Raw genomic sequence first — 11,250 nt, forward strand, 5'->3', positions numbered from 1 at the left:
TGCTATCGGTAAAAATAGCTTGCCTCTATTAAATAACAACATACATTATACAACGAAGGAGGGGACATCTCATGTCATACAGAAAATTAGGCCGTACTAGTGCTCAACGTAAAGCAATGCTACGTGACTTAACTACTGACTTAATCATTAGTGAGCGCATTGAAACAACAGAAGCTCGTGCAAAAGAATTACGTTCTACTGTTGAAAAGATGATCACACTAGGAAAGCGCGGAGACCTTCATGCTCGTCGTTTAGCTGCAGCATATGTACGTAATGAAGTAGCTGAAGTTGTATCTGTTACAACTGAAGAAGGTAAAGAAAAGGATAAGCCAAAATATGCTTTAGAAAAACTTTTCAGTGATATCGCTCCACGTTACGAAGACCGTCAAGGTGGTTACACTCGTATTATGAAACTTGGACCTCGTCGCGGAGACGGTGCTCCAATGGTCATCATTGAATTAGTTTAATAAGTTTCTTACAAGGGCGTGACAGTTTCATAACTGGATCAATGCCCTTTTTTTATAGGGAAGGAAATACATTAATAGATTCATCATTGATCACGTTCCTTCCCTTGATACTGTACCAAGAGTTGTGGTCATGATCACGTATAGAAAGATTAGGAGAGACGAGGATGGGTCAGACAATCATCGATGTTGAAAATATAACATTTCACTATCATCAAGAAGCTGCTCCTGCGTTAGAGAATGTATCTATACAAGTTAATAAGGGAGAATGGCTTGCTATTGTTGGTCATAACGGCTCAGGTAAATCAACTCTAGCACGTATATTAAATGGACTATATGTTCCTGATAAAGGAAAGGTTCGAGTGTGTGGAATTGAATTATCTGAAGAGACGATTTGGGATATACGGAAACATGTTGGAATGGTTTTTCAGAATCCTGATAATCAATTTGTTGGTACCACTGTTAAAGATGATGTAGCCTTTGGATTAGAGAATCACGGAGTTGCTAGGGATGAAATGGTAAGGAGAATTGATTGGGCGACAAAAAAGGTTAGCATGGATCAATTTCTTGAACATGAACCGCATCATCTTTCAGGTGGACAAAAACAACGTGTTGCTATTGCAGGAGTCATAGCAGTTCAGCCGGATATCATCATTCTTGATGAAGCAACTTCAATGTTAGATCCACTAGGAAGAGAAGAAGTTATTCAAACTGTTAGGGACCTGAATGATCAGGGGACTTTAACCGTTATTTCCATAACACATGATTTAGAAGAAGCATCTAAAGCTGACCGAATCATTGTGATGAATGGTGGTAAGAAGTTTGCGGAAGGTACACCAAATGAAGTATTTAAGCTTGATGATGAGTTAGTTAAAATCGGCTTAGACTTGCCATTTCCTCTACAGTTAAGTAAGAAGTTAAGAGAGAAAGGTATCCCAATTAAGGGGAACCATTTGACTGAAGAAGGGCTGGTGGAAGAGCTATGGACATTACGTTCAAAAATGTAGAACATCGTTATCAAGCACGAACACCATTTGAACGACTTGCACTTTATGATGTAAACCTCTCTATTAAAAAGGGAACCTATTTATCCATTATAGGTCACACCGGCTCAGGTAAGTCCACCATTCTACAACATTTAAATGGTTTGTTAAAGCCTACCAATGGCTCTGTTCAAATTGGTTCTCATATCATTGAGGCGGGTAAAAAACAAAAGAACCTTAAGGAAGTTAGAAGGCTTGTAGGTATAGTGTTTCAATTTCCGGAACATCAGCTTTTCGAAGAAACGGTTGAGAAAGATATAGCTTTTGGTCCAATGAATTTTGGTGTAAGTGAAGAGGATGCTTTTAAAAAGGCAAAGAAATCACTTGAAATAGTAGGTTTACCTGAAGCCATTTTACAGAAGTCACCGTTTGATTTAAGTGGTGGACAAATGCGGAGAGTTGCCATTGCTGGTGTTTTAGCTATGGGTCCTGAGGTTTTGGTTCTGGATGAACCTACTGCGGGATTAGACCCTAAAGGACGAAAAGAAATGATGGACTTATTCTATAAACTTCGTCGTGAGCAAAACTTAACGATTATTTTGGTTACTCATAGTATGGAGGATGCTGCAAAATACTCTGATGAAATTATTGTCATGCATAAAGGCACCATTGAAATGAGAGGGACTCCAAGAGAGATCTTTAGTGAAGGAGAGAAGCTTTCAGCATTAGGCTTAGATTTACCTGAAACAGTTAAGCTTCAGCAAAAGCTTGCTGCAAAAGGAATATCTTTAGGAGAGATTCCACTAACGTTAGAGGAAACAGTTGATCAATTGAGCTCCCTTATGAAAGAGGTGGGGCAGGCTTGATGAACAATATCATTATTGGTAAATATGTACCAGGCTCTTCCCTTATTCATAGAATGGATCCTAGGGCCAAATTAATCCTAATCTTTGCTTTTGTGTTTATTGTTTTTATTGCCAATAATTTTCTCACTTATGCTCTTTTAGGTGTATTTACCCTTTTCATTGTTTTAATGACAAAGCTACCTCTTAGGTTTTTAATAAGAGGACTTAGGCCTGTTTTATGGATTATTCTTTTTACCTTTTTTCTGCATCTCATAGTGACAAAGGAAGGCGAAGTCTTAATTGACTTAAGATTTATGAAGATTTATGAAGAGGGTCTGAAGCAAGGGATCTATATTTCACTTAGGTTTTTATATCTTATTTTAATTACTACGATCCTAACTTTAACTACTACTCCAATTGAAATTACAGATGGTATGGAAAGTCTATTAGGTCCATTTGGTAAACTTGGATTGCCTGTCCATGAACTGGCTTTAATGATGTCGATTTCTTTAAGATTTATTCCAACATTAATGGAGGAAACTGATAAAATATTAAAGGCACAAATGGCAAGAGGTGTAGACTTTACAGGAGGCCCTGTGAAGGACCGTTTTAAGGCTGTTGTTCCATTGCTTGTTCCTCTGTTTATTAGTGCCTTTAAAAGGGCTGAGGAGCTTGCTACAGCGATGGAGGCTCGTGGATATAACGGGGGAGAAGGGCGTACAAAGTTGCGTCAGTTAAAATGGGGGATACTCGATACCTCACTTTTGGCACTTTTAGTGGTTTTAGGAGTAGCCTTACTATATTTACGGACATAGGAGCAAAAGATGAGAGTAAAATGCATTGTATCTTATGACGGAACACAATTCAGCGGATATCAGGTGCAACCAAATAAAAGAACAGTTCAAAGTGAAATAGAGAATTCTCTATTAAAGCTTCATAAAGGACAAGCTGTAAAGATTTTTGCGTCTGGCAGAACAGATGCACAGGTTCATGCATTAGGCCAAGTTTTTCACTTTGATACCCATTTAAGCATTCCTGAGGAAAAATGGCCATATGCCTTAAATAGCTTGCTGCCAGATGATATATCGATTAAAGAGGCTGTATACGTAGATGATGATTTTCATTCTAGATTTCATGCGCTGAAAAAAGAATATCGTTACCAAATTAATACTGCTAAAATCCAAGATGTGTTTAAACGACATTATATGTATCATTTCCCATATCCTTTAGATGTGGAGTTAATGAGAAAAGCATCTCAATATCTTTGTGGTACACATGATTTTACGAGCTTTTGTGTAGCAAAAACAGAAGTGGAAGATAAGGTTAGGACCATTTTTTCCATTGATATAATTAAAGAGGAATCTGATATTATTTTTTCTTTTGTTGGTAATGGTTTTTTATATAATATGGTGAGGATTTTAGTAGGAACATTGTTAGAAGTAGGCCAAGGGATGAGGAGTCCTGAAAGTATTTCAGCTGTAATAAATGGAAGAGACAGATCTTTAAGTGGGAAAACTGTCCCAGGTCATGGTTTATATTTATGGAAAGTTTACTATGACAACTAAACCAGGTGTAACATTCCCTTGACATTAGGTTATATACAGTATATTATATCTAATGGTATGTATTTCAACCCCACGAATAAGCCCCGGAAACTTATCGTGTTATGAAATAGAATAGGAACCATCTTTTATTTTAACTAACTAGGAGGAAGAAAATAATGCGTACAACGTTTATGGCAAACGCTGCAAATATCGAACGTAAATGGTACGTAGTAGATGCTGAAGGCAAAACTTTAGGTCGCCTTGCAAGTGAAGTTGCATCTATCCTACGTGGTAAGCATAAACCAACTTACACACCACACGTTGACACTGGAGATCATGTAATTCTAATCAACGCTGGTAAAATTGAATTAACAGGTAAAAAATTAACTGATAAAATTTACTACCGTCACAGCCAATTCCCAGGTGGTTTAAAATCTAGAACTGCTTTGGAAATGCGTACGAACTATCCTGAGAAAATGCTTGAATTAGCAATCAAAGGAATGCTTCCAAAAGGTTCATTAGGTCGTCAAATGGCTAAGAAATTACATGTATATGCTGGTAGCGAACATCAACACCAAGCACAACAACCTGAAGTTTACGAACTTCGCGGATAATCATTAAGAGGAGGTAATTAATTTGGCACAGGTTCAATATTACGGTACTGGTCGTCGTAAAAGCTCAGTTGCTCGTGTACGTCTAGTTCCAGGCGAAGGCCGTATCGTTGTAAACAATCGTGATATTACAGAATATATCCCATCAGCTGCACTTATCGAAGATATTAAACAACCATTAAACTTAACTGAAACTGCAGGTAACTATGATGTTCTTGTTAATGTTTCAGGTGGTGGATATGCTGGTCAAGCAGGCGCTATCCGTCATGGTATCTCTCGTGCTTTATTAGAAGCAGATCCAGAATACCGTGCATCACTTAAACGCGCTGGTTTATTAACTCGTGACTCTCGTATGAAAGAACGTAAAAAATACGGTCTTAAAGGCGCTCGTCGTGCACCTCAGTTCTCAAAACGTTAATTTTACGTTTCAAAGACTCTCAACCAATTGGTTGGGGGTCTTTTTTTATTTCCTTTTTTATATTTGTATTGTCTATTCGACAAACTTCGGGAGGTGCCTGTCACTTTTCATTTCTTGGGAAATAATTTTTATTTCTCATTTTCATTTCTTAGATGAAATTGGCAGCATTTTTACGAATGAGAAACAGGTAGTGATAAACAATACATATAAGGGAGGCATCTACAATGAATGAAATTATTTCTTTAAAGCAGAAGAGACATCAGAAGGAATTAAAATATGAAAGAAAGATGTTAAGAGAACTTTCTTTAACAGATATTAAAGGGAAAATTGATGATTGTTTTGGAAGCTTTAATAGTAATTTTAAAAAATCAGTGGTTGAAGATGGATGTATCGATTTTGCTATAGAGGCATTTTTACTTGGTGCCAAGTACAGTAAGTTTGGCTATTATGGAGAATCTATGCAATCAGCCCATAAAAGATGTCAATTAGAAGAGAAAAGGTTAATTGATGATTTATTTGACTACTTTATTACATGGGGTAAAGTAAAAGAGGGGGACCTTTCCTTCGAGGAAATTCACTTAGCCTGTGAATATTATATTCATATTTGGTGGAAAGAAGGATATCTAAAAGGTGAAAAAAGATACAAGTTAAGACTTCATTAGTTTCTAATTAAGAATAATCATATTCCTATCCGTTGTCCCATATATTGAAATGAGGACGAGCAGGAGGGAATAGGGATGAATAAAAAAATAAAATGGTTAAGCTTTATTGGGGGCTTTGTTTTATTACTTATACTATTTCAGTGGCAATTTTCGGATAACAAATCGTTTGAATCATGGAATTTACCGCTCACTGGAAAGGTGATTTATATTGATCCTGGTCATGGAGGGCCAGATGGGGGAGCAGTTGGTAGTGATACCTTAGAAAAGGATATATCTTTAAGTATTTCGTTAATTATAAGAGATTACCTTCAAGAACAAGGTGCACTTGTATTGCTTACGAGAGAAGAGGATGTAGATTTAGCAGAAGAAGATACCACTGGATATAGTCGAAGAAAAGCCGAGGATCTAAAAAAACGTGTAAAGATAATCAATGAATCTGAAGCGGATCTATTTTTAAGTATTCATCTAAATGCAATTCCTTCAGCAAAGTGGAGTGGTGCGCAAACTTTTTATAGTGGAAGATATATTGAAAACGAAAATATTGCAAAGTATATACAAGATGAATTAAGAAGAAATCTTGAAAATACAGAGCGAGTTGCCAAGCCGATTGATGGAGTATATCTTCTTAAAAACCTTGAAAAGCCAGGTGCTCTAGTTGAAGTAGGATTTTTATCAAATCCAGAAGAAGAAAAACTACTTCAGACTCAGAGTTATCAAGATAAAGTTGCTGCTTCTATCTATAATGGAGTTTTAAGGTATTTTTCAAATGAGAAAAATCCTCCAGAATAAGGAGCATAGCTAAGCCCTGATTTCTTACCTTATCAGAAAATTATGTTATACTGATGTAAACGACTTCATAATAAGGGTGGAATATCATGCTAAGAGAAGATGCAATAAAAACAGCAATAGGAAAACTAGAAGATCCTTTCTTACATATATCATTAGAAGAATTAAATGCTATTGAGGAAATAAACATAAAGCAGGAAAAGCAACATGTTAGCCTGAGAATAGGTATTTCAAAACTAAACACAGCAGAGCAGCTTCAATTACAACAAAAGGTTGTTGCGATAGTAAAAGAGCTAGGAGCAGAATCTGTTGGACTTCGTTTTCATGAACTTTCTCAAGAAACGATAGCTGCTTATCAAGATACTGTTGGAAATCAGTCAGATTCTTTATTATCCCCTGGAAATAAAACAACATTTCTTGCAATCGCCAGTGGTAAAGGTGGAGTAGGTAAATCAACAGTTTCGGTAAATCTTGCTGTGTCTCTAGCACGTCTAGGGAAAAAAGTAGGGTTAATAGATGCAGATATATATGGATTTAGTGTACCTGATATGATGGGAATAACAAAGAGACCTGCTGTTAAAGGTGAAAAAATTATTCCGGTTGAGAGATTTGGAGTCAAGGTGATCTCAATGGGATTTTTTGTTGAAGATAACGCACCTGTTATTTGGAGAGGCCCGATGCTTGGGAAAATGTTAAATAACTTCTTTAATGAAGTTGAATGGGGAGATTTAGATTTTCTTTTATTAGATTTGCCTCCAGGAACAGGTGATGTGGCATTAGATGTTCATTCAATGCTTCCTTCATGTAAAGAAATCATTGTGTCAACGCCTCATCCTACAGCGGCATTTGTAGCAGCTAGAGCGGGAGCCATGGCATTACAAACTGATCATGAAGTAATTGGTGTTGTAGAAAATATGGCTTATTTTGAAAGTGCCAAAACAGGCGAGAAAGAATATGTATTTGGCCGTGGCGGCGGTGAGAAATTAGCTGAAGAGTTAAGAGTACCGTTATTAGGAAAAATTCCTTTACAACAACCAGACTGGAATGACGATGATTTTGCACCATCTGTGTATGCTGCAGACCATCCAATAGGAAAAATATATGATTCAATAGGACAACAAGTGACTAAATTAATTCCAGTGAAAGCATAAAAAAGCGCTATATTAGCGCTTTTTTTATTGTTAACTACCTCCACCGCCACCTTCTTCTCCACTTCCACCACTTTGTTCGCCGCCACCACCTTGCTCAGCTTCTTGACCACCACCACTTTGTTGGCCAGCCTCCTCAGCAGCTTTTAACAGAGTTTCTTGAATTTGCGCTTTATATAGTGGGCTAGAAAGGGTTTCAGTTATTACTTCTTGAAGATGCTTTCTAAATTCTTGACTTTTAACTGCGGTAAGGAAATTCTTTTCCATTTCTGGATCTTTAAAAACATCGATAAGTAATTTCTGATAGTCAGGGTCTTTCATTAGCTCTTTAATAACCTTCTCATGTTCATCCTTAATACTTGTTGCAAAGCTTTCAACAAATTTTGGATCCTCAAATACCTTTTGCCAAAATTTAGTTCCTTCTTTAGAGGTTAAAGTTGTTTTAATTGTTTCTTTCACAATGCTTTGGTCCATGATTAGAACCTGTTTCATTTCTTCATCTTTCATGACTTCCTGTAATGCCTTTTTCCCATCGTCTGTTTTTAATATATCAACAACCATCTTTTTAGTTTCCTCATAGTCCATTTGTGTGCCTGATTCTTCTCTCGGGGCACACCCAGACATAAAGATAAAAACAGCTAAAGTCATGAGGAGCGAGTATCTCTTCATGGTAATCCAAGCTCCTTTCTATTTGCGTGATACTATATATATTTTGATTTAGATTAGAGAATTTATACGAGGAAAATCGTTACGTATGGCTTTTTTAATGAAGGATTGGTAAAATCATAAGGAGTAATATGATGGAGGATATATAAGTGAAAAGTAGAAATTGGGTTCGATTATTTTTAAGTACTTTGCTAGTTGGTGGAGTAGCTACAAGTGTTATTGGGTTTCTCCTGAAATGGGAAGAATATAAAGAATTATTTATTACTTTTGATGTACTTGAGATTTTATCTGTTTTATTCTGGTTATTCGGAGTAGGTTTAATTTTTAGCGTGATATCTCAAATGGGTTTTTTCGCTTATTTAACCATACATAGGTTCGGGTTAGGAATATTTAGATCAACTTCCTTATGGAATATTGCTCAGCTTATTTTAGTTATTTTTGTTTTATTTGACTTAGTTTACTTCCGATATCAGTTATTCAGTAAAGAGAATGAAGCGTTAACATCTTACATCTTAATAGCAGGTTATGTATTTATTGTTGGACTTTTAGTTGCTTTCATGAAAAGAAAGGATACAAATAAAGAGGCATTTGTACCTGCTTTATTCTTTATGATTGTTGTAACTGTTATTGAATGGTTTCCAGCATTACGCGTTAACGAAGAGGACTGGCTATTACTCATGCTTATTCCTATTCAGATCTGTAATGCCTACCAATTATTAATGCTTCCTAAATTTCTTCAGCAAAAATGAGCTAACTCCCAAGTGTAGGATCTACCTCTAAGGTAAAGGGATACAAATCATATGATTTGTATCCCTTTTATATTTATAAGAGATTTTTTAAGGGATGATATTTAAATATAAAGGAGATGAGGACCAAAAGTTGTATGGGGAATAAGAGAAATGGTCTTCATAAAGGAGATGAGGACCAAAAGTTGTATGGGGAATAAGAGAAATGGTCTTCATAAAGGAGATGATGATCAAAAGTAGTATGAGGAACAAGAGAAATGGTCTTCATACAGGAGATGAAGGCTAAAAGTGGTATGGGGAATAAGAGAAATGGTCTTCATAAAGGAGATGATGATCAAAAGTAGTATGAGGAACAAGAGAAATGGTCTTCATAGAGGAGATGAAGACCAAAGTCAGCATGAAGGCCAAGAGAAATGTTCCTCATAAAAGTATAAAGACCAATAATTTTTAAAGACTACAACAGTGCCTTCATACTGAAGCGGATAGTCCCATTATACATAACTTTAAATAGAGTAATCGCACAACGCCTCTTCACATTGAAACTAAGAAGAAACGCAATATACTCTAAAAGAAAACTACTTAACTTCAGAAGACTTTGTTTGAGCATTAGCGATTAATTCGTCGACTGTAACATTTTGTAGTCCTTTACTTCTTATTTCCTTAATAATTGTGGGAAGAGCCTCATTTGTTTGTTTAGCGGAATCAGATGCATGCAATAGAACAATGTCTCCACCTTTTATAGAAGAAGTGGTATTCTCTACAATTGCTTCAACACCAGGGTTAGTCCAATCATCTGAATCGACACTATAATGCACTACTGTATACCCTTGCTGTGAAGCAATCTTAAGAACATCTTTATTAAAGCCTCCACTTGGTGGGCGGAGCAATTTAATATCCTTTACACCAAGTTTAGTAAATACCTCCTGAGCCATGGATAGGTCTTTTCGTACTTCGTTTGGCTCCAAATCTCGATAATCTTTGTAGTTATATCCCATGCTTCCGATCTGGTGCCCATCTTCTTTAATCCGTTTTACAACATCAGGATGCCTTTCAGCCCATGAAGCTGACAAAAAGAATGTACTATTTTTTATGTTCTGCTTTTTTAATGTATCAAGAATACTCTCTGCTTTAACATCTCCCCAGCTTATATCAAAGGTTAAAGCAATTTCATTGTTTTTCGTTTCTCCTCGGTAAATTGCTTTTGGGCCATCTGATGTTGAGAAAACAGGATAGTTTAATACATTCTCAACATATAGAATTCCGGCAGTGAAAAATGCAGCTAACATAATTAAGGCCAACTGTTTAATTTTCTTAATATGAAATACGTGAAATTGATTCATAACGGTCCTCCTCAGACAACATTCTCTTGAGACAAGTCTATGCTTGGACGCTTATTTACATGATTAAAAATAAAATTATATAGAAAGAATGAGTAAGTAGGAGGAGAAAAGGATGATCTACTACTTATTTCATGAGAAGGAAAGGAAAGAAATTGAGCAAATGTTAATAAGAGAGTTATCGGAATTAGATGAGCTTATATACATTAGAGCGTCACTTGGTGAAGGAAATAGTGTAAAAGAAAGAGCATTAAAAGAAAAAAGAGATATACTAGTAAATGTGATGTCTAAAATAACAAAAAAACTTTAATGATTTTGTTGACCTTCTTTCAAAATGGTGATATAGTATAAAACGTCGCTGCTGAGCGACAGTGTTTATCTCTTGAAAAAACTTTTTAAAAAGATGGTTGACACTAACTTAGTTAAAATGTTATATTGATAAAGTCGCTTCTGAGAGAACGACGTGAAATGATCTTTGAAAACTAAACAAAACCAAGCGTGCCAACGTTAATTTTTTATTAACAAAAACAATGTACTATATAGTACAAACTTTATGAGCTACATCAACTCTTTATTGGAGAGTTTGATCCTGGCTCAGGACGAACGCTGGCGGCGTGCCTAATACATGCAAGTCGAGCGAACCAATGGGAGCTTGCTCCCTGAGGTTAGCGGCGGACGGGTGAGTAACACGTGGGTAACCTGCCTGTAAGATTGGGATAACTCCGGGAAACCGGAGCTAATACCGGATAACATTTTGAACTGCATGGTTCAAAATTGAAAGACGGCTTTTAGCTGTCACTTACAGATGGACCCGCGGCGCATTAGCTAGTTGGTGAGGTAACGGCTCACCAAGGCGACGATGCGTAGCCGACCTGAGAGGGTGATCGGCCACACTGGGACTGAGACACGGCCCAGACTCCTACGGGAGGCAGCAGTAGGGAATCTTCCGCAATGGACGAAAGTCTGACGGAGCAACGCCGCGTGAACGATGAAGGCCTTCGGGTCGTAAAGTTCTGTTGTTAGGGAAGAACAAGTACCAG

14 protein-coding genes and 1 rRNA gene (1 of these 15 cut by a window edge) are annotated in these 11,250 nt (G+C 36.7%); 13 read left to right on the forward strand and 2 right to left on the reverse strand.

Going from position 1 to position 11,250, the window contains the following annotated elements:
- Positions 1–71 precede the first annotated feature (71 nt).
- From rplQ to D9842_RS21175, 10 genes are all read left to right on the forward strand, one after another.
- Entirely contained in the window at positions 72–467 is a 396-nt protein-coding gene (gene rplQ / locus D9842_RS21130) for a 50S ribosomal protein L17 (RefSeq protein WP_098798303.1), read from the forward strand.
- Positions 468–631: 164 nt separating this feature from the next.
- On the forward strand, positions 632–1,471 hold the full coding sequence (locus D9842_RS21135; protein ID WP_121664191.1) for an energy-coupling factor ABC transporter ATP-binding protein: 840 nt from the start codon (positions 632–634) through the stop codon (positions 1,469–1,471).
- Positions 1,447–2,313 carry an energy-coupling factor ABC transporter ATP-binding protein gene (locus D9842_RS21140; protein WP_121664192.1) on the forward strand — a complete coding sequence of 289 codons (867 nt, stop codon included), beginning with the start codon at positions 1,447–1,449 and terminating at the stop codon, positions 2,311–2,313. The genes D9842_RS21135 and D9842_RS21140 overlap by 25 nt, the downstream gene beginning before the upstream one ends.
- On the forward strand, positions 2,310–3,107 hold the full coding sequence (locus tag D9842_RS21145) for an energy-coupling factor transporter transmembrane component T family protein (protein WP_121664193.1): 798 nt from the start codon (positions 2,310–2,312) through the stop codon (positions 3,105–3,107). The genes D9842_RS21140 and D9842_RS21145 overlap by 4 nt, the downstream gene beginning before the upstream one ends.
- A 9-nt stretch (positions 3,108–3,116) precedes the next feature.
- Complete coding sequence (truA, locus tag D9842_RS21150; RefSeq protein WP_121664194.1) at positions 3,117–3,857, forward strand: tRNA pseudouridine(38-40) synthase TruA; 741 nt, start codon at positions 3,117–3,119, stop codon at positions 3,855–3,857.
- A gap of 155 nt (positions 3,858–4,012) precedes the next feature.
- Positions 4,013–4,450 (forward strand): 50S ribosomal protein L13, encoded by a 438-nt coding sequence (gene rplM, locus D9842_RS21155; protein ID WP_121664195.1) that lies wholly within the window; start codon positions 4,013–4,015, stop codon positions 4,448–4,450.
- 22 nt (positions 4,451–4,472) lie between these two features.
- Positions 4,473–4,865 carry a 30S ribosomal protein S9 gene (gene rpsI / locus D9842_RS21160; protein WP_121664196.1) on the forward strand — a complete coding sequence of 131 codons (393 nt, stop codon included), beginning with the start codon at positions 4,473–4,475 and terminating at the stop codon, positions 4,863–4,865.
- Between the two features lie 224 nt (positions 4,866–5,089).
- On the forward strand, positions 5,090–5,527 hold the full coding sequence (locus D9842_RS21165; protein WP_121664197.1) for a DUF2521 family protein: 438 nt from the start codon (positions 5,090–5,092) through the stop codon (positions 5,525–5,527).
- 75 nt (positions 5,528–5,602) lie between these two features.
- Positions 5,603–6,316: an N-acetylmuramoyl-L-alanine amidase CwlD gene (gene cwlD, locus D9842_RS21170; RefSeq protein WP_121664198.1), complete on the forward strand. Its 714-nt coding sequence runs from the start codon at positions 5,603–5,605 to the stop codon at positions 6,314–6,316.
- 86 nt (positions 6,317–6,402) lie between these two features.
- Positions 6,403–7,464, forward strand: a complete 1,062-nt coding sequence (locus D9842_RS21175; RefSeq protein WP_121664199.1) for an Mrp/NBP35 family ATP-binding protein — start codon at positions 6,403–6,405, stop codon at positions 7,462–7,464.
- A gap of 30 nt (positions 7,465–7,494) precedes the next feature.
- On the opposite strand, the gene gerD is transcribed toward D9842_RS21175, so the two are convergent.
- Positions 7,495–8,130: a spore germination lipoprotein GerD gene (gene gerD / locus D9842_RS21180; protein ID WP_121664200.1), complete on the reverse strand. Its 636-nt coding sequence runs from the start codon at positions 8,128–8,130 to the stop codon at positions 7,495–7,497.
- Between the two features lie 146 nt (positions 8,131–8,276).
- On the opposite strand from gerD, the gene D9842_RS21185 reads away from it, so the two are divergent.
- Positions 8,277–8,876 carry a KinB-signaling pathway activation protein gene (locus tag D9842_RS21185; RefSeq protein WP_121664201.1) on the forward strand — a complete coding sequence of 200 codons (600 nt, stop codon included), beginning with the start codon at positions 8,277–8,279 and terminating at the stop codon, positions 8,874–8,876.
- A gap of 572 nt (positions 8,877–9,448) precedes the next feature.
- Here D9842_RS21185 and pdaB read toward each other — a convergent pair.
- Positions 9,449–10,213: a polysaccharide deacetylase family sporulation protein PdaB gene (gene pdaB, locus D9842_RS21190; protein ID WP_121664202.1), complete on the reverse strand. Its 765-nt coding sequence runs from the start codon at positions 10,211–10,213 to the stop codon at positions 9,449–9,451.
- Between the two features lie 112 nt (positions 10,214–10,325).
- On the opposite strand from pdaB, the gene D9842_RS21195 reads away from it, so the two are divergent.
- Both D9842_RS21195 and D9842_RS21200 read left to right on the forward strand, forming a co-directional pair.
- On the forward strand, positions 10,326–10,520 hold the full coding sequence (locus D9842_RS21195; RefSeq protein ID WP_121664203.1) for a hypothetical protein: 195 nt from the start codon (positions 10,326–10,328) through the stop codon (positions 10,518–10,520).
- 261 nt (positions 10,521–10,781) lie between these two features.
- Positions 10,782–11,250: ribosomal RNA gene (locus tag D9842_RS21200) — 16S ribosomal RNA — on the forward strand; it runs 1,082 nt beyond the window's last position.

Origin of the sequence: Metabacillus litoralis, from assembly GCF_003667825.1 — a bacterium.
Lineage (GTDB): Bacteria > Bacillota > Bacilli > Bacillales > Bacillaceae > Metabacillus > Metabacillus litoralis_B.

Bases quoted from the DNA above. Each gene is read 5' to 3' on its own strand.
- rplM (WP_121664195.1), top strand. From the start codon at position 4,013: ATGCGTACAACGTTTATGGCAAACGCTGCAAATATCGAACGTAAATGG.
- cwlD (WP_121664198.1), top strand. From the start codon at position 5,603: ATGAATAAAAAAATAAAATGGTTAAGCTTTATTGGGGGCTTTGTTTTA.
- gerD (WP_121664200.1), bottom strand. From the start codon at position 8,130: ATGAAGAGATACTCGCTCCTCATGACTTTAGCTGTTTTTATCTTTATG.
- rplQ (WP_098798303.1), top strand. From the start codon at position 72: ATGTCATACAGAAAATTAGGCCGTACTAGTGCTCAACGTAAAGCAATG.
- D9842_RS21140 (WP_121664192.1), top strand. From the start codon at position 1,447: ATGGACATTACGTTCAAAAATGTAGAACATCGTTATCAAGCACGAACA.
- D9842_RS21165 (WP_121664197.1), top strand. From the start codon at position 5,090: ATGAATGAAATTATTTCTTTAAAGCAGAAGAGACATCAGAAGGAATTA.
- D9842_RS21135 (WP_121664191.1), top strand. From the start codon at position 632: ATGGGTCAGACAATCATCGATGTTGAAAATATAACATTTCACTATCAT.
- D9842_RS21175 (WP_121664199.1), top strand. From the start codon at position 6,403: ATGCTAAGAGAAGATGCAATAAAAACAGCAATAGGAAAACTAGAAGAT.
- truA (WP_121664194.1), top strand. From the start codon at position 3,117: ATGAGAGTAAAATGCATTGTATCTTATGACGGAACACAATTCAGCGGA.
- pdaB (WP_121664202.1), bottom strand. From the start codon at position 10,213: ATGAATCAATTTCACGTATTTCATATTAAGAAAATTAAACAGTTGGCC.
- D9842_RS21195 (WP_121664203.1), top strand. From the start codon at position 10,326: ATGATCTACTACTTATTTCATGAGAAGGAAAGGAAAGAAATTGAGCAA.